The sequence below is a fragment of the Chryseobacterium sp. 2VB genome, assembly GCF_005503635.1.
GTDB lineage: Bacteria > Bacteroidota > Bacteroidia > Flavobacteriales > Weeksellaceae > Chryseobacterium > Chryseobacterium cupriresistens.
Genome location: NZ_SCNC01000005.1, coordinates 99,803 through 118,399, shown reverse-complemented (window position 1 = coordinate 118,399; position 18,597 = coordinate 99,803). Strand labels below are relative to the sequence as shown.

The 18,597-nt window shown below is 37.6% G+C and carries 15 protein-coding genes; 3 read left to right on the top strand and 12 right to left on the bottom strand.

The window, feature by feature from the left end; translation table 11 throughout:
• Positions 1–37: 37 nt before the first annotated feature.
• Complete coding sequence (locus tag FFS26_RS07180) at positions 38–616, bottom strand: TetR/AcrR family transcriptional regulator (RefSeq protein WP_137904681.1); 579 nt, start codon at positions 614–616, stop codon at positions 38–40.
• A 192-nt stretch (positions 617–808) separates the two neighbouring features.
• Positions 809–1,933 carry a chromate efflux transporter gene (gene chrA / locus FFS26_RS07175; RefSeq protein WP_137904680.1) on the bottom strand — a complete coding sequence of 375 codons (1,125 nt, stop codon included), beginning with the start codon at positions 1,931–1,933 and terminating at the stop codon, positions 809–811.
• Between the two features lie 277 nt (positions 1,934–2,210).
• Here chrA and FFS26_RS07170 point away from each other — a divergent pair, with 277 nt between their 5' ends.
• Entirely contained in the window at positions 2,211–3,011 is an 801-nt protein-coding gene (locus FFS26_RS07170) for a patatin-like phospholipase family protein (RefSeq protein ID WP_137904679.1), read from the top strand.
• Positions 3,012–3,130: 119 nt separating this feature from the next.
• On the opposite strand, the gene FFS26_RS07165 is transcribed toward FFS26_RS07170, so the two are convergent.
• The 5 genes from FFS26_RS07165 to FFS26_RS07145 all read right to left on the bottom strand — a co-directional run bounded on the left by FFS26_RS07165 (position 3,131) and on the right by FFS26_RS07145 (position 6,973).
• Positions 3,131–3,568 (bottom strand): hypothetical protein, encoded by a 438-nt coding sequence (locus FFS26_RS07165; protein WP_110010462.1) that lies wholly within the window; start codon positions 3,566–3,568, stop codon positions 3,131–3,133.
• A gap of 152 nt (positions 3,569–3,720) precedes the next feature.
• Positions 3,721–4,206 carry a hypothetical protein gene (locus FFS26_RS07160; protein ID WP_137904678.1) on the bottom strand — a complete coding sequence of 162 codons (486 nt, stop codon included), beginning with the start codon at positions 4,204–4,206 and terminating at the stop codon, positions 3,721–3,723.
• A gap of 23 nt (positions 4,207–4,229) precedes the next feature.
• A complete protein-coding gene (locus tag FFS26_RS07155; RefSeq protein WP_137904677.1) occupies positions 4,230–4,949 on the bottom strand; it encodes an ABC transporter ATP-binding protein in 720 nt (239 codons plus the stop codon).
• 80 nt (positions 4,950–5,029) lie between these two features.
• On the bottom strand, positions 5,030–5,590 hold the full coding sequence (locus tag FFS26_RS07150) for a hypothetical protein (protein ID WP_110010465.1): 561 nt from the start codon (positions 5,588–5,590) through the stop codon (positions 5,030–5,032).
• Between the two features lie 345 nt (positions 5,591–5,935).
• The gene (locus FFS26_RS07145; protein ID WP_137904676.1) at positions 5,936–6,973 is read right to left on the bottom strand and encodes a serine hydrolase domain-containing protein; all 1,038 of its coding nucleotides are present in this window, start codon (positions 6,971–6,973) and stop codon (positions 5,936–5,938) included.
• Positions 6,974–7,246: 273 nt separating this feature from the next.
• Between FFS26_RS07145 and FFS26_RS07140 the strand changes: the two genes are divergently transcribed.
• Both FFS26_RS07140 and FFS26_RS07135 read left to right on the top strand, forming a co-directional pair.
• The gene (locus FFS26_RS07140; RefSeq protein ID WP_137904675.1) at positions 7,247–7,768 is read left to right on the top strand and encodes a DUF305 domain-containing protein; all 522 of its coding nucleotides are present in this window, start codon (positions 7,247–7,249) and stop codon (positions 7,766–7,768) included.
• A 74-nt stretch (positions 7,769–7,842) separates the two neighbouring features.
• Positions 7,843–8,346 carry a hypothetical protein gene (locus tag FFS26_RS07135; RefSeq protein WP_137904674.1) on the top strand — a complete coding sequence of 168 codons (504 nt, stop codon included), beginning with the start codon at positions 7,843–7,845 and terminating at the stop codon, positions 8,344–8,346.
• A 327-nt stretch (positions 8,347–8,673) separates the two neighbouring features.
• Here the strand turns inward: FFS26_RS07135 and FFS26_RS07130 are convergent, their stop codons facing one another.
• From FFS26_RS07130 to FFS26_RS07115, 5 genes are all read right to left on the bottom strand, one after another.
• Positions 8,674–10,137, bottom strand: coding sequence for a RagB/SusD family nutrient uptake outer membrane protein (locus FFS26_RS07130; protein WP_137904673.1), 1,464 nt, complete (start codon positions 10,135–10,137; stop codon positions 8,674–8,676).
• A gap of 11 nt (positions 10,138–10,148) precedes the next feature.
• Positions 10,149–13,103 (bottom strand): SusC/RagA family TonB-linked outer membrane protein, encoded by a 2,955-nt coding sequence (locus tag FFS26_RS07125; protein WP_137904672.1) that lies wholly within the window; start codon positions 13,101–13,103, stop codon positions 10,149–10,151.
• 190 nt (positions 13,104–13,293) lie between these two features.
• Positions 13,294–13,446 carry a hypothetical protein gene (locus FFS26_RS22435; RefSeq protein ID WP_171006257.1) on the bottom strand — a complete coding sequence of 51 codons (153 nt, stop codon included), beginning with the start codon at positions 13,444–13,446 and terminating at the stop codon, positions 13,294–13,296.
• A 517-nt stretch (positions 13,447–13,963) separates the two neighbouring features.
• Positions 13,964–15,433 (bottom strand): TolC family protein, encoded by a 1,470-nt coding sequence (locus tag FFS26_RS07120; protein ID WP_137904671.1) that lies wholly within the window; start codon positions 15,431–15,433, stop codon positions 13,964–13,966.
• On the bottom strand, positions 15,426–18,587 hold the full coding sequence (locus FFS26_RS07115) for an efflux RND transporter permease subunit (RefSeq protein WP_137904670.1): 3,162 nt from the start codon (positions 18,585–18,587) through the stop codon (positions 15,426–15,428). Before FFS26_RS07115 ends, FFS26_RS07120 begins: the two co-directional genes overlap by 8 nt.
• Positions 18,588–18,597 lie beyond the last annotated feature (10 nt).

The window sequence follows — 18,597 nt, the reverse complement described above, 5'->3', positions numbered from 1 at the left end:
TATTTAAACCGATCGTTCCAGAATTTGATAAAAAAAATTATTTCTTAATTTGATCTATTAAAAAATCAACCATTTCCATTACTTCCTTTTTATTTTGGGTCAGGTTATAATGGCTCCAGAAACTGCTGAAAGAAGATAATATATAGCGGGCAATAATCTGAGCTGAAGTTGTACTTTTGATATTTCCACCTTCCTGAGCCTGTAATATTGCTTTTTCTAAAATAGCCAGTAAAGATTTGCCACTTTTTAAAATAAGCTGCCTGGCTTCCTGATCTTCCGGAACAATTTCGAAAATGGTTTTCACCGTAAGGCATGCTTTATTATCAGTTACAGTTTGTTCAACAACATCACGGATAATGTTTTCAAGCGCGGTTATACCTTCATTTTTTGCTTGTAATGACTGGTAATATTGATTTTCTTTGAAATCAGAATAATTGGATAAGCATTTTAAGAACAAATCATGTTTATTACCATAGGTATCATAAATACTGCTTCTGTTCAGATTCATAGCATCTACAATATCGTGCATTGAGGTAGCGTGATATCCCTTTTCCCAAAAGAGATTACGGGCTAGTTCCAGTTTTTCCGTATAGTCGAATTCTTTATTTCTTGGCATACTGCAAATATACAATTTAAACCAATCGTTCCAAATTGAATTTATTATTATTTAGATTCTTCAATAGCGTGTAAGGCTGGCAATTGATTCTTTAAAAGGTAAAAATAACCTGACAGGTTTCAAAAACCGGTTAAGTTTAACACACATACAACCAAAGATTTTTATCTGTGAAAGTATACTCATTAGTATTTTTCAGGATAAAAAGCTTAGTAAAAAACCTAGTAGTGCTCCTCCGATAACAACAAAAGCACTGTTTATTTTTTTAAATCCGAATACAACAGCTATACTTATACAGGCGATAAGAGTTGTTTTCCAGTCGGTAATGCTGTCAATTCCCATAGTGATGCATACAGACAGAATGAGAGCTACAGAAGCCATATTTACACCGTTAAGAAAAGAAGAAAATGTTGCAGAATTTCTCATTTTATTTATGAAAGGACCGGACAAAGCAACAAATATAAAAGAAGGAAGGAATATGGCTAAAGTAGATACCAAAGCCCCCGGAAGTCCATTGATCTGATATCCGATAAATGTCACTGAAGAAAACACTGGCCCCGGAGTAAACTGGCCTACGGCGACAGCATCTATAAGTTCCTGACGGGTAATAATCCCTCTGGAAACTAGCTCTGTATCCAGAAAGGCGAATAAAACATATCCGCTGCCGTATAATATGGCTCCGACTTTCAGAAAGATCCAGAATAATTTTAAATTGAGCAGGGAAGAAGTGTTGGATAGTAAAAACTGAAGTGGACTGATAAAAATAAAATTGTTCAGTTTTTTATTTCTTTGATACTCTATTAACAATATTAAAAATCCCGCTCCGAACATTAATACTATTTCATTGATTTGTAACAAAGAGCATAGGAGAACAATTCCTCCCACAGCCGCTAATGGGAAAGTTTTTACTGATTTTTTTGCCAGTGGGAATACAGCACCTATTATAATCGCTATAATGGCAGGTTTTATTCCATAAATAAAGGGAGATACTTCGGGAAGCCGGCCATATTCTTTGTATAGCCATGCAAAGATACCTGTAATAATAACCGCAGGAAATATAAAACAAAGCCCGGCAACTATCAGTCCTTTCCAACCTGCTCTTTCACGTCCTATATGGATTGCCATTTCAGTACTGTTAGGACCAGGAATAAGATTGGCAGCTCCAACAAGATCCAGAAATTCCTGATCTGTCAGCCACTTTTTTTCAGCCACTACTTCTTTTTGCATCATTGCGATATGGGCAGCAGGGCCTCCAAATCCAATGATTCCGAGCTTCAGAAATAATTTGGCAAGGTCTTTTAAGTCATTATTATTGTTCACTTTAAACGATGGATTTTACAAGGACCATTTTTAAAAAATAATTTGATAAAAGTAAAAAACTATAGGATATATTTTAATATCTGCATGATCATTTTTACATTAATTTTGAAAAGTATGGGTTTTAATATCAGATTATAACGTCAGGCCGCTTAAGGATTTAAAGCTGTTTGATTGAATTTTGATGTGATTACAGTAGTTTTTCTTAAAATAATTTTAAAATTAACATATTTATAAAAATTAACTTAATTATTTCAGACTGTTTTCTTACATTTATTCAATGAATTTTGAGAGAGTAGGACTTGTTTTATCAGGAGGCGGTACCAAAGGAATCGCTCATGCAGGAGTATTAAAATTCTTACAGGAAAAAGGTATTGAGATAGATATTCTTTCCTGCTGCAGCGCAGGATCTATTGTAGGATGTCTCCATGCTGTCGGAAAAACTCCGGAAGAAATCCTGGAATTCTTCAATTCTGTCTATTTTTTCAATTGGAAACACTTTACGTTCAATCAGCCGGGACTGGTTTCTTCAGTGATCTTCAGAAACTACCTGAAACCTATTTTCCACGAAATGAAATTAGGTGATCTTGATATTGAAGTGAAAATCGTAGCTACAGAGTTGGTTGCAGGTACCCAGAAAATTTTTGATAAAGATTTTGAAATTGTTGATGCCATTATTGCCTCTTGCTCCATTCCGGGAATCACAACTCCTTATATCATCGGTGATGAAATGTATTGTGATGGAGGAGTACTGAATAACTTTCCGGCAGATATCATCAGAGAAGACTGTGATAAGCTGATCGGTGTATTTGTATCTCCACCCAATGAAGCAAAGATTAAGGATCTAAACTCTATTAAAGCTATTGTTTCCCGCTCTTACGACCTTCTGTCCTACAGAATCGAAAAAATAAAATTTGATTACTGTGACTGGTTCATTTCTTCCCAAAAATTATCTTCCTACGGAACTTTCGAACGGAGAAAAGACAGGTTGGAAGAGATTTTCAATATCGGTTACAAAGCAGCAAAAGAAAGCTATGAAGAAAGTAGTTTTTTTACGGAATTAAGACAATCCGGAACATAAAAAAATCCTGTATCATACAGGATTTTTATTTTATAAAAGCTTAAAACGGTTTTGAGTTCTTAAAGAGAAGTTATAGAAAGACGATAACAACTTCCAGCTTCTCACCTCCATCTTCATCTTTAATTCTTCACTACATAGCCATCCTGGCGAACAATTTCACGATCATTCGCATCATTTACAACCAGCGTGTAAGGTGCTTTTTTTGGAGAATCTGTAAGGTAATTTCTCCAGATCTGATAGCTGTGTCCTTCATTGCTGAATTCGATATAATAATTTCCTCCTGTACCGTCAGGAATCAGTTCACCATCGCTGATGATCATGCTTGGCTTAGCGGTGATCTTTGCATTGGCATTCCAGGACTGGTAAAGGTATTTTCCATTCGGTTGTTTGTCGATTCTGATCTTGAACTTTTTGGTTTTAATAATAACAGTCTTCGGTACCTGCTGAAGGGCAGAAGAAGTTATAAAACCGTCTGTTTTCGGAGCGGGAACTTCTTTAGCCTGAACAAAAGAAAACTGGGCTAAACAGAAAGTCCCTAATAAAATATGCTTTATCATATTAAGTGGTTATTGGTTAACATTTCAGATTCTATCAAATATAGAGCCATTTTTCAGCTGAATGTTCTTTTTAGGAACAAGTGCGTAAAGTTTATTACAATGATTTTTTAATTATAATAAATTTGTATGAGCTAAAAATAGATTAAAAATAATTATTTAAATATTTCTATGAACTCATCTGTGTAAGATAACTTTTCATAACCTAAGTGCTTAAAATTTCCTTGAATGTAATTTTTTATCTGAAAATAATTTTTATGATAAAATTGTGATATTTTTACAACTTTATTTCCTTCTTTATACAAGTAAAGATATTCGTAAGTTCCTCCTTTACCTGCCAAATGGCTAAACTTCCAACCTTCAATTTCATGAGTTTTATAAGTTTTAGTTAGAAGTCCAAAAAATCTTCTCACAACAATAGTATCTTTATCGATTGTTATCTTGATACATTTTGTTCTTACTTCTCCAAAGAGTACTACAAACGAAAAAATAAGTATACTTGGGAGAAATATTCTTGGAAATACTGGAGTATTATAATTTTTTGTAATAAATATCCTGGGGATAATTGATATAATAATATATAAACAGGCAATCAACAATAAAGCTGGTAAAAAAGCTTTAAAAGTAAATTTTGTATTCATAATTACAAAATAGACCTCCTAATTTAATATTCAGGTTTAATCTCAAAATTCTGTGTATAACTTGCAAAAGCATCTTCCAGGCTTTCAAATTTCCCTTTGAATTCATCAATAGGGCAGTCCTGAAGAATATTTCCTTTATGGATCAGAATGACTCTTGAACACAGTGCTTCCACTTCCTGCATGATGTGAGTAGATAGTAAAACAGTCTTTTGCTGTCCGATCTGTTTCACCACATGACGGATTTCAATGATTTGGTTAGGATCCAGACCATTGGTAGGTTCATCCAGAATCAGCAGATCCGGCTGATGAATGATCGCTTGTGCCAATCCTACACGTTGCTTGTACCCCTTAGACAACTGTCCGATTTTTTTTGATTTTTCCGGAGTAATTCCTACGAGTTCAATCACTTCATCTACTCTGGATTCTGAAATTTTGTGGATATTGGCTACAAACTGAAGGTATTCTTTCACGTACATCTCCAGATAAAGCGGATTATTCTCCGGAAGAAAACCTATTTTCTTTTTGCTTTCAATCTCATGATCTGAGATATTCATTCCATTAAAAATAATTTCTCCCTGATCAATTTTCAGAGCCCCGACAATAGACTTCATCAGCGTAGATTTTCCGGCACCGTTTGGGCCAAGAAGACCGATGATTTCATTTTTATCAATAGAAATGTTGATGTTGTCAAGAGCAGTCTGTTCACCAAATTTTTTGGTTAAATTGATTATCTGAAGCGGCATAAATTGTAATGTCTTTCTGCAAAAATAAAATAAAAAAACTCATCCGATAGAATGAGTTTAGCAATATTTATAAAATATAATTATTTTCTTGATTTTTTCTTGGCTCCGCCAGATGCCGGAGTTGCTGTAGAAGCAGTGTTGGTGGCTCCTTTTACTGCTGAAGGGTTTATACCGGAAGGTTTGTCATACATGGCATACTTTCCATTCGTTCTTCCAAAAATTTTCTCCACCTGTTTTTGGGTTAAAAACTGTGATTTTCCAATGTATTTCCGGTTCTTGTTGATCACCTGAATAAACTGCATGGTCTGCTGCCCATAGTTTTTTTCATAATGAAGCTCTATGATATCATTAGGCAGTTCCAATATAATATTTTCTTCTGGAGTGGAAATAAAACCATCCATAATCAGTTTATAGAGCCCGGCAACATCTCCATTAAGGTTCTGGAATGAAAAAGACCGGATTGTATTCAGGTTGCTGGTGTTCAGATCCTGGTAGTTCACTGTAAATTTATCTTCCTTTTTATAGAGACCAACGGAATTATCTTTACCAATTTCCACCAAACTTTCATTTTTCAACACTTTGATCTGTGAGAAAACTGAAATACCGAACATACATGTAATAAGTAGAATTATTTTTCTCATGGAATGAATTTTAATGTTTTATAACTTGGTGCACATAAATTTACTCATAAAAAAGCTAAAAAGCAATTTTAATTCGTTAAAGCAAAAGTAACATTTTTTTTTAATATTTATAAGAGATCATCTGCTGATGCTATGGGCTTCATTGTTTATATAAACGATTGTAAATCATGAAGTTTTATTCTCTTTTGTGAAAGTGCTGTTATTTTTGTTACATCAGGTATATAATTCTGAATATAATGTAATGTGTTGAAAAACAGATTGAAAATCCTTATGTAAAATTAAATTAAAAATTTATTAAAAATAAATGTTAAAAATGAGGTTTTGTGAATTAATCAATAAAAAATATCAATGAGAAGCTATAGCTGTAAGAATTACATTCTTTATTGCAGCCTCTTTGAAACTCCAGTATTCGCTGTTTTCAGGCATCTGATTCTCAAGAATAATCAGGGTGGTATCAGTGGAAGGAAAATAAGTGTTAAGGCAAGTGAAACCATCACCAAGGCCCGTGACTGCAAAATAATCCAGTCCTGCCTCTCTGATAAATCTTACATTATACCCGAATCCCATGCTTTCTTTTCCGAACACATTATGCTGAGAAGTGGTAGAAGGTGTCAGCATCAGCTTTTGAAATTCAGGAGAGAGAAGTTTTCCTTTAAATAAAGCCTGATCCCATTTTGCAAGATCCTGCGCCGTAGAAATAATGCCTGCAGCAGGTGCTATCTTATCATTCAGTAAGGTTTCTTTTACTTTTTTAAACTGATTATTTTCATTCATATAACCTGCAACCAGAGATTGATTATTCTTTGTATTGTAAACAAAAGTTTGATCCATTCTTAGTTTTTTGAAAAGAGAATTGGCTAATTCAGCAAAACTTTTTCCAGTTGTATTTTTAAGGATTTCACCAAGCATTATATAGGAAAGATTACCATATTTAAACTGGGTGCCCGCTTTGAAAGCAGCAGGTTTTTCAAGATTGCTAATCCCGTGGGTATGGTTCAGAAGATGATGTGCGGTAACTGTGTCGGCCCAGGTTTGAGTAAGAGAAGGAAGGTATTTTCTGATAGGAGTATGAAGGTTCAGCTTTCCCTGTTCGGCGGCCTGTAAAACCAATACTGCGGTAACCTGCTTAGAATTGGACATGATTTCAAACTGATCTCCTGTTTTCAAAAGAATTTTCTTATCAAAATCTTTGTAGCCATTGGATTTCAGATAGTGTACTTTTCCTTTCTGAGCCACCAAAACGACGCCATTGAAAGCTATCGGGTTGGGAGACGTTATAATACTGTCGATTTTATGAGTGTAAGCGTCTAGTTTCTGAGCTGTTGCGGCAACAGATAACAACGTAGAAAATACACCTGTGAAAAATAATTTTGTTTTGGTCATTACTTATTTTTTTGCTAAAAACTGAGATATAAGAAAATTCTCATTGAATCTTTTGTAAATGGTTGTTTTTGAAGATTTGAACTTCCAAATATATCTTTTTCCTTGGATTGTACGAGTAAATATTTTTGTCAATTAATATGAGTGAAAACATAAATCAGTAAGATAAAAGTCTGTATTTTTAAAGGTGGTTTGAATTTATATGAGGAGTAATACTTCAAAAATGCTGATGGTACCTTATTCAGAAATGTCAATAATCAATTAAATTTCTTTTTTATGGAAAATACAGAGCATAAGCATGGAGCACCTTCTTCCATGGAAGTTGAAAAGCATTCAAAACGTCCTTCCTCTGCAATGTACGGACAATTTGTGTTGATGGCTGTGGTGATGTTTTGCGCGATGTATATCATTATGTATGCTATGATAGACAACCTGAAGAATCTTATTTCGAACATTAATAATCTATATATGGCTTTGTTGATGACTTCAGCGATGCTTCTCATTGAATTGTGGGTGATGCGAAAGATGTATACTAACAAAACAATAAATTGGACTATAGTAATCATTGCCGTAACATCAGGTATTTTTTCCTGGTTCGGAATCAGAGAACAGATGAATGTTGATGACAGGCAGTTTGTCAAAAGTATGATTCCTCATCATGCAGCAGCTATTTTAATGTCTCAAAAGGCTCATCTTACCGATCCGCAGCTGATTACCCTGCAGAAAAATATTCTTAAAACCGAATCCGAAGAAATCAAGCTGATGAAAAGAAAACTTAAGGAGTTGGGAAGAAGGTAGAGGAGGAGACAGAAAATAACAAGAATGGTGATCTACTGTTATTTTATTCAGAATATTTTAATAATTTAGTTTCCATGAAAATTAAAACTATTAGCCTTTCTATCATTTTTTTCACTATTATTTCCTGTAAAAAAGATAAAGAATACCCTAAATATGTTGAATTGGAATCGGGAAATGGAAGCTATTCACTTTTTATAAAGGATGGAAATTTTGAGTTTTTAAAAACAGAACTTGTAAGCTATGATCACATGGTAACAGCACCTTTTTCAGAAGGTAAATATAAGATATCAGGTGATGAACTGATTTTGAATAGTGATAAAGGGAAAAAATATATTTTCAAAATCGGGAATGACTCAGAACTGATCCCTGAAGAAGTGGATTCCCTGAAAGGGTTATATCCCGTTCAGATTCTTCATAACAACAAAATGCCGAAAGAAATGGGACGTCTGGATTCTTTAGGAAGAAAAAATGCGTTGTGGCTTTATTTTAATGAAAAGGGAAAAGTGGTTAACCAGAGATTGTATAAAAATGGTGAACTCGTAAAAGATCATTACAAGTCTGATATTATTATAAAATAAAGAATCTGCAAGAGACTTGGAAATAAACAGTATGCAATTTTATCACAGATAAAATCCTTGCGCCTTATAGCAGTCTTCTTAATAGAATTTTGCGTCTTTGCGTTTTTCAATTATACCTTTCTTATTTGTGTTTTTTGAAAACGCGAAGACGCAAAGCTTTTTAATTCTATGCATAATTTTAAGGCGCGAAAAAATCAAAGATTTTTAGCAAGTGAAAGTCAAAAATATATCAGCACCTTACCTTATTCAATAAAAAAAGGCGCCACTTACAAGTAAATGGCACCTCGTTACTGAATATATTTGAATGTAAAATTGTTTTTGGTTTATCTACTCATTCTGCTTGATTTGTGGGTTATTATTAATCTCTTTATTAGGAATCTGGAATCTGAATTTATCAGGAGTCAGGTTGAATCTTCCAAAAGTATGATTCGTTCCTGTGTATACCCTTTCTAAAGGGGTGTTTAATCTTTTCATATCAAACCAGGCGTAGCCTTCACCCCAAAGTTCTATTCTCTTTTGCAGGACAATTTCATTAATCAGCTCGCTGCCTGATTTCGTAGATAATGTGTAAGCCTGATCTCTTTTGGAGGTAATGTCAAATAATACCTGTCTTGCTTCGGCTTCTCTTCCTTGTCTGGCAAGAGCTTCCGCTTGTATATAATATAGTGAAGATGCTCTTATGTAAATATAATCTCCTTCAAAAAGCGTGAGATCTTTAAACTTCCAGCTTACGTAAGGCGGATAATTCTTCGTTTTTCCGTTGAATGTATATGCAGCATTCTGGTTTCCATTGAATACTTTTTTACGGTAATCCGTTGCCGGAATGGCATCATAAAGACGCTTGTCAATCAGCTTACGGATCTGTGCGGCTCCGGCATATCCTTCATTCGTATTGTCAAACATGGAGAAGAAAGAAGCATAATAATTTCCGATGCTCATTGTGGAAATGGTATTATGAAAACCCCATATTACCTCAGGATTATTGATGTTGGAAAAACCGGTGTTGGTATAATCTTCTTCGGTCATAAGGGCAATTCCCTGTTTACTTTCCTGAGCATATTGGGCTGCCTTGATATAATCCTGTGTCTCAAGAAATACTTCGGATGCAATAGCTTTAGCAGTTCTTTGGTCTATCTGGGCTCTGGAAGGTCGGGCATACGTATCCAGAAGCGTAATAGATTCTTCAATATCTTTTTTGATTTGTGAATAAACCTCAGCAACCGTTGATCTCGGAAGTCCCTGATTCGGATTGCTTGCCGTAAGAACCAATGGAAGCCCCGGTTCAGATTGATGTCCGTTATAATCATGGGCATAGAAACGAACCAGATAAAAGTAGGAGTAGGCTCTCAGAGCAAGTAACTGCCCTGCAATCGCTCTGTTTTTTGCATTGGCATTTTTATCCAGACCATCCAGCAGCTTGTTGATTACGAATATTCTTGCATAAAAAGTTGTCCATACAATCTCAGAAGCAATATTACTGGCATTGGTGGCTTCATAATTATAAAACATTCCTAAATGCTGGTTGGTAGACTGGATCACATCATTAGACATCAGATCAGCACCTGCTTTAATTCCCATGATTCCGAAATCTGAGTGAACGGTGGTACCGCCTGCGCCATTGCTTCGAAGATCAAGATAGATTCCACCCAGAATTTTTTCCGGACTGTTTGCATCGTTATTGAGCTGCTCCCCGGAAATATCCCCTTCCGGTAACGTATTGAGGTCATTGGCACAGCTGGTAGCCAAAAAACTTATAGCTGCAGCTGTAATAAAGTATTGTATTGTGTTCATTCCTGTTCTTTTTAAAAATTAAGTTTAAAGCCTAATGAGACACTGGACAGCAGAGAATAACGGTACGGATCAGAAACTCCCGTCAGCGAAGCTCTCGGATCATAGCCTTTTCTCTTGGACCATAGGTACAGGTTGTTTCCTGTCACATAGATTTTCAGACCTGATAAGCCTGCCTGTTGTGCAAAACCATCGGGAAGCTGATAGGAGAGGGTTACGTCCTGAAGGCTGATATAATCCGATTTGATCAGATACAGTGTTGAATTTCCGTTCTGGTTCGTAGCCGTAAGATCTACTCTAGGTAAGGCAGCCGTTGGATTTTCCGGAGTCCAGGTTTTATCCAGATCTGTTGAATAGTTGGAACCATAGCTGTCAGAATGGAATAAGCTTCTGTAAATATCATCATATCCATACCCTCCGAACTGGTAAGCGAAATTCACTGCAAGATTAAATCTTTTAAAGCTGAAATCTGTTCCGAATCCTCCATATACCTTTGGAATAGCAGACTTTCCGGTGTTATAATCGGTGGCTTCCTTATAATTACTGGTCACCGTTCTTTCTTCCTTTTGGGTAGTTGGATTGATGGTTGTGCGATACCATAAAGCATCGCCATTCTCAGGATTTACTCCTGCAAATTCTTTCAGGAAATAAGTATAACGGTCACCGCCTTCTGTCAGAATAAATAAGCCCGAAACAAGCCCCGTATTTCTTTGCTCTGCCGGTAATCTGGTAATCTTATTTTTGTAATGAGTGGCATTGGCATAAAAACTCCACTGAAATTCATCACCGCGAAGAATATCTACATTGACATTCGCCTGAACACCTCTGTTGGTCATATCTCCGATATTTCCGTATTTCACATATGAACCCGCATTGGATGGAGGAAGAGGAAGAGCGTAAATCATATCCGAAACTTTTCTTTCAAAATAATCGGCATTCAGACTGATTCTGTTTTTTAAAAGTGAAATTTCAAAACCGGCATTCAGGTTTTTGGAGGTTTCCCATTTTAAATCCTTATTTCCTTGTTTTTTAAGCGACAGAACAGGTTTGTCGTCCCCGAAGTTGTTGATTCCGTAGATATCCTGATAAGCATAATAATCTCTGCTGGAACCACTTAAAAGAATGTTGTCATTTCCCTGCTGCCCATAAGAAGCTTTTAATTTTAAAGCATTGATAATACGATTGTCTTTAAGAAAATCTTCCTTTGCGATATTCCATGCAAGTCCTAATCCATAGAAATTTCCCCATCTGCTTTCCGGAGAAAATACGGAAGAACCGTCTCTACGGATATTGGCATTAAAGAAATATTTTCCGTCATAATTATACAATAACCTCGTGAAATACCCTTCTACGGCATATTCATAACCGCTTCCGGATAAGTCGGTAATTTTTACGGCATTGTCAAATGACTGAGAGTTGGGTAGTAAAAGCTGCTGTTTTGATCCTGAGAATCCATCATCTTTTATTTTATTCAGTTCATGCCCTGCAAGGAGGTTGAAGCTGTGATTTCCCAGCTTTTTCTGGTAAGTAAGCAATTGCTGATGGTTCAGGGTATATTTAAAATTAGAACCTTGAGAAATGGTTCCTCCCACAGAAGATGAAGTTCCTCCTTCCGTATTTCCGAACTGCAGGTTTCTGGTATTTTCGAGATAAGCTCCGAAATTATAAGTGAAATCAAGTCCTTTGATGATTTCATAGTTTAAACCCAGGTTCAGGTTGGTAATATTACTGACAGTCTGTGACTTATCTTTCTGAAGGTTTCCTACAGGATTTTCAAACACCGCATAAGATCTTGTGGCACCGTTAGGTCCCTGGCCGTCTCCGTAGTCATATAGAGCATTTCCATAACTATCATAAAGCCTCTGGTAATTGTTATCTCTCAGGAAAACAGGATAGAAAGGAGCAATATTTCTGGCAAACTGGAAAGGGTTGGAAAAACCTCCGGTCTCTCCGAAATCCTGTTTGCTGTAAGTGTAGGATAAAGCACTGGTCAGCTTCAGTTTAGAGGTGATAGAGTAGTCTACATTAGATCTGATCCCGAATCTTTCGAAACCTGAAGAAATCAGATATCCTTTATCATCCAGATAATTAAGGGAAGTGTACGATTTTACCTGATCACCATTGGCATTGATTCCCACTGTTGCTTCCCTTCTCAAAGCCGGTCTGAAAAGCAGTTTTTTCCAGTCGTCCTGGTAGAGCAGCTTTGCGTCGGGATTGAAAAAACCGTCCTTTGAAATCAGTTGATTAAAAGGAACGTTATATACATTATATCCCAGTTTGGTAAGAGCAGCAAGTCCCACATCATGGGGAGAAGGGCCTGAAGGAACAGCTCCCGGCTGTTTCAGTCTTGCAATTTCGCCAATTCTTGCTCTGTTATAATAAGCGGTGTAATAATCCTGAGGAGAAGTAAAGACAGAATAATCCTCAATAGACCTGAAGTTAACCCCTGTTTTTACATCGGCCTCAATACTTACACCTTTACTTTTTCCTCTTTTGGTGTTCACAATAATAACACCATTAGCCCCTCTGGAACCGTATAAAGCATTCGAAGAAGCATCTTCAAGAAAAGAGATACTTTCAATATCCGATGCGGCAATACTGTTCAGGTTTCCGCTGTATGGAATGCCATCGAGTACAATTAACGGATCACTGGACGCGTTGATAGAGCCTATTCCTCTCATTCTGATGGTGGGCTGGGAGCCTGGCTGCCCGGAAGAAATCACCTGTACTCCCGCTACTTTTCCTCCAATTCCCTGAAGAATATTTCCGTTTTGAAGATTTGAAAGATCTTTAGCCTTCAATGACTGTACAGAACCTGTAATTTCTTCTTTTTTCTGCTTCCCAAAAGCTACCACCACCACTTCTTTGATGGAAGTTTCTTTGGAAAGACTGTCTTTGCTTTGTGCAAAACCATATTCCGCGAACAGGAGTAAGGCCAATACACCAAGCTTACATTGTTTCTTTTTCATTATATTAATCTAGGTTTAAAACTGAATTGTGTATTACTGCTGATCTCCCGTTAAAAAATGTGATTTTCCGCCTCCTTTTTCAGGGAGGTTATAAAACGAATAGTAAAATTACAGGAGAGGTACCCGGATGAAAGAAGCCTTGAACTCTTTGGCTTTAATTCCTACAGTAATGAATGTATCTTTTAAAAAGTTAGCACATCATCATCATGTACATCATATCAAAGCACATGTCTTGAGAAATGCAGTTGTGCTGTGAAAGGGCAGACATTCCACAACAATTTTGCTGTGCAGAAGCTGCCACCGTAATGGTGCATAGGTAAGAATTAAAGGTATTCTTATTCATGAGAATAAAGTTTATGATTTTTTTAACTGGGTCAAAATTATCTAATAAATGACGAACCCAGATAAAACAAGAGCATGAGATAAATCATATTAGTCTACTAAATTAGTAGGTTAATTGATTTGAATTAAATTTATGAATCGTAAATATTTGATTTTTAATTAATTAATTCCATGTTTGAAAATGTTAAAAAATAATAAAAAAGTTAATTTTCATGTGTGAATTAAATTTAAAATCATAAGTCTATTTATTTTGTAGACTTTTTATTTATTTTATAGCTGTATTTTCATGAGAATAAGGATCAGGAGCTTCATCCTGCTATCCGCTCATACTCCCTCGCACCTCGCTGAATCCACCTTCTGCTGCGGGGTAACCGCTGCTATCAGGGCTAAGGACGGTTTGAATCATCATATAAAATTATCCCAAACCTCTGTGTCAATCTGTGAGATCTGCGGTGATAACAAAAAAAGAAGTCCATCTTTCGATAGACTTCTTATGAAAACAAGATTAAAATATGGATTTATTCTTTCTTAATATCCGGAACTGCCAACGGAGCCTGATCCCAACCACCGCCAAGCGCTCTGTAAACAGCAACACTCGCTTTAAGTTGGTTCACTTTCTTCTCTACCAGCTCAAACCTGGATTCCAGAGCATCCCTTTGAGTCAGTAAAACTTCCATGTAATCAGCACGGGCATATTTGAACAGGTCGTTGGAAATATCTATAGACTTTGTTAAAGCATCCACTTCCTTCGTTTTGATATTCACACTGCTTTCCAGATTATGAATCTTAGACAACTGATTCGCTACCTCAATATAAGCTCCCAAAACAGTCTGCTCATAACGATATACTGCCTGAATCTGTTTGGCATTGGCATTATTATAAGCCGCTTTAATCGCTCTTCTGTTGATCAGAGGTGCTGTAAGTTCTCCCGCAAGAGAAAACAGAAACGACTGAGGTTTAATGATATACAGTGGATTAAAAGCCTGTAACCCGACTCCTGCAGAAAGATCAAGAGAAGGGTAGAACCTTGCTTTGGCCACTTTAAGGTCAAGCTTGGCAGCAGCCAGTTCATATTCAGCCTGTTTGATATCCGGACGGTTTTCCAATAGTTCAGAAGGCATTCCTCCATACACAGCTTGCGGAATAACAGAATCAAAAGAATCCTGACTTCTTTCCACGGGTTGTGGAAATCTTCCCACCAGATAATTAATCCTGTTCTCCGTTTCAACTATCTTCTGCTGAATGTCATACTGCATTCCCTGAGTCTTCAGAACCTGGGCTTCAAATCTCTGTACTGCCAGTTCATTGGATCGCGCATTCTTTTTTAACTCTTTGATAATATCCAGCGCATCATTCTGAATTTTAATATTCTGATTCAAAATAACCAGCTCATTATCCAGTGCCAACAGTTCATAGTAAGAATCTGCAATTTCAGAAATAAGATGAGTTGTCATGAAATTCTTTCCTTCAATGCTGGCAAGATATCGCTGTACCTGTGCTTTTGTTGCATTATGCAGCTTTCCCCAGATATCCGTTTCCCACTGTGCCTGAGCTCCTACCCCAAAATCAAACAAAGGTTCCGGCATTTCTCTGCCGGGTTCTATTTCGGTATTGGCTTCCATTGCTCCGATATTGGTGTACCGGCTTACTTTGTCTACGCCAGCTCCGGCTTTTAAACCTACAGAAGGAAGATATTCCCCTTTTTTGGCTTTGATTTCATTTTTAGACATTTCAATTTCCTGAAGAACAATATTCAGTTCCTGATTATTCTGCAGGGCCTGACTGATCAGCTCCTGAAGATGCGGATCACTGAAATATTCATTCCACTTCATTTTTCCCGTATTGATAGTGTCATTTTCTGCTGAGCCGTATTTTTCAGGAACAGTTTTGTTCTCAGTACGTTGTGCTATTTCTATAGGTTTACAGGCAGTAAGGCTTAATAAGACGACTGCCAGACCTGCATATTGATATATTTTTCTTTTATTCATAATGGATCATGTCTTCGCTTAATGGAGATTCATCTTCGTCTTTGATCATTTTTTTACCATCAGACCACTTGGCAAATATGTAGTAGAGCCCTGGAATGACAATCACTCCGAATAGCGTTCCTATCAGCATTCCTCCCAGTGAAGATGCCCCAATGGTATGGTTTCCGATCGCTCCCGCACCTCTTGCAAAAACAAGCGGAACCAATCCTGCAATAAAGGCAAAAGAAGTCATCAGGATCGGTCTGAAACGGGCTTTAGAACCTTCTACAGCGGCTTCGAGAATAGAATCTCCTGCCTGACGTCTTTTCACGGCAAATTCTACAATAAGTACTGCGTTTTTACCCAGTAATCCGATAATCATGATCAATCCAACCTGTGCGTAGATGTCATTTTCCAGTCCCATTGCTTTTAATAATAAGAAAGATCCGAAAACTCCCACCGGTAAAGAGCAAAGTACCGCAAACGGAATCAGGAAACTTTCATACTGAGCCGCCAGAACAAGATACACGAATACCAAAACAACAAGGAAGACATAGATCGCTTCATTACCACGTTGTGCCTCATCATAAGACAATCCTTCCCACGCTACTTTGTATCCGTGAGGAAGTGTTTTGGCCGCGGTTTCATTGATGGCCTGGATAGCATCTGCCGTTGTATAGCCTGCAGCCGGAAGACCACGGATTGCTGCGGAATTGTACATGTTGTAACGGGTAATTTCGTTCGGTCCCTGTGTCTTTTTCATCGTCATAAATGCTGAATAAGGAACCATTTCATCACGGTCATTCTTCACATACAGGTTCATAATATCCGTAGGAAGCCTTCTGAATTCCGGAGACGACTGCACATATACTTTGAAGAACTGCCCGAAACGGATAAAGCCCTGTTCATAGGTACTACCGATCAGAATGTTGAGGTTGTCCATCGCTTTTCCGATAGAAACTCCTTTCTGCATCGCTGCATTATTATCAAAAACCAGCTCGTACTGAGGATAATTAGCCGCAAAAAAGGTGAAGACTCCTGAAAGCTCCTTACGCTTTTTAAGCTGTGCGATGAAATCTTTATTGGCTTTGTCAAATTCCTGATAATCGGTCGTTCTGTTCAGGTCAAGCAATCTCATGGAGAAACCTCCCGAAGATCCGAATCCTGGTACAGCTGGTGGTTCAAAGAACTCAATGGTAGCACCAAGATCTTTTGATTTTTCTTCCAGCTCTTCCATGATCTCCTTCACAGAATGATCACGGTCGTTCCAGCTTTTAAGGTTGATCAGACATGTTCCTGCATTCGAACCACGGCCTTCAGTCATGATTTCATATCCTGCCAGTGATGATACAGATTCCACACCGTTTACTCGCATACAGATTTTCTGTAATGTTCTGGAAACCTTATTCGTCTGCTCAAGGGTAGAACCCGGAGGAGTCTGGATGATGGCATAGATTGTTCCCTGGTCTTCATTCGGGATAAACCCTCCCGGAAGAACCTTATTGATCATCACAATTCCGGCACAGAAAGCAATCAGAATTCCCCACGTTACTACTTTTCGGCTTACGATTTTTCTAAGGAATGAAGCATATTTTCCGGTTACTTTATCAAAACCACTATTGAATGAGTCTAAAGCTTTGGTGAAAATATTGGCTTTTTTAGGCTTTCCATGGTGGTTTTTCAATAACATTGCGGCCAAAACAGGAGTCAGCGTAAGGGCTACTACCGCTGAAATCACAATAGAACTCGCCATAGTAATCGAAAACTGACGATAGAAAGTTCCCACCGGACCCGTCATAAATGAAATAGGAATGAATACAGCTACCATCACGGCTGTAATGGCAATAATAGCCCCGGCAATTTCACCCATTACTTCTTTTACCGCTTTATAAGGCGAAATATTACTGTCTTCCATTTTGGCGTGAACGGCCTCAATTACTACAATCGCGTTGTCAACCACAATACCGATCGCCAATACCAATGCGAAAAGAGTAACAAGGTTGATGGTTAACCCAAAGAATTGGATCACGAAGAATGTTCCGATCAAAGAAACCGGCACGGCAATAATAGGAATCAAAGTAGAACGCCAGTCACCAAGGAAAATGAAAACCACGATGGCCACAAGGATAAACGCATCTCTCAACGTATGCATTACCTGTTCAATAGAAGCATCAAGGAATTGGGAAACGTCATAACTGATTTTATAATCAACACCCGGAGGAAAGTTCCCTTTCATTTCTGCCAGTTTTGCTTTCACATCTCTGATTACGTCATTGGCATTACTTCCGTAATTCTGTTTTAAAACGATAGATGCGGAAGGATGCCCGTCAAGATTGGAATAAATATCAAAGAACTCACTTCCCAATTCTACTTTGGCAATATCTTTCAGCTTTACATTTTCACCTTCAGCATTGGAACGGACAATGATATTTTCATACTCTTCCGGCTTGTTGTACTGTCCTTTATAGGTCAATACATATTCCAGCGACTGTGCTGCAATACCGGAACTTTGCCCGATTCTTCCCGGACGTCCGATGATACTCTGTTCGCCGATAGCTTTCATCACCTCATCTACAGAGATGTCATAAGCACGCATACGGTCAGGGTTCAGCCAGATACGCATGGCATATCTTCGGCTTCCCAGAATCTGTGATTTTGCAATCCCATGGATACGGTTGATCTCAGGGATGATATTTACCATAGAGTAGTTGTACAGGAATTTTTCATCCATACTTTTATTCGTACTGTAAAGGTTTACGTACATCAGCATACTTGGCTGAATCGGGTTTACCACAACTCCTTCTTTCTGTACAAGTTCGGGTAATAAAGGCATTACCTGATCCACTCTGGTTTTTACCAGAACTACTGCCTCATTGGGATCGGTTCCGGGATCAAAGACAACGTTTACGGTAGCTTCTCCGGCACTGGTGGCATCGGTAGTGATGTAACGCATTCCCTGAACACCATTGATGGCATTTTCAATCGTAATCAAAGATGATTTTACCAATACATCTGCACTTGCTCCGGGATAGGCAATAGAAACCGCTACGGTGGTAGGGGCAATTTTTGGAAACTGCTCCGTAGGAAGCTGCTTCATCGCAATCCCTCCCAAAAACAGGATGACAACCGATATCACAATAGCGAAAACCGGTCGGTGTATTACTTTTTTAAACATAATGCTGTTG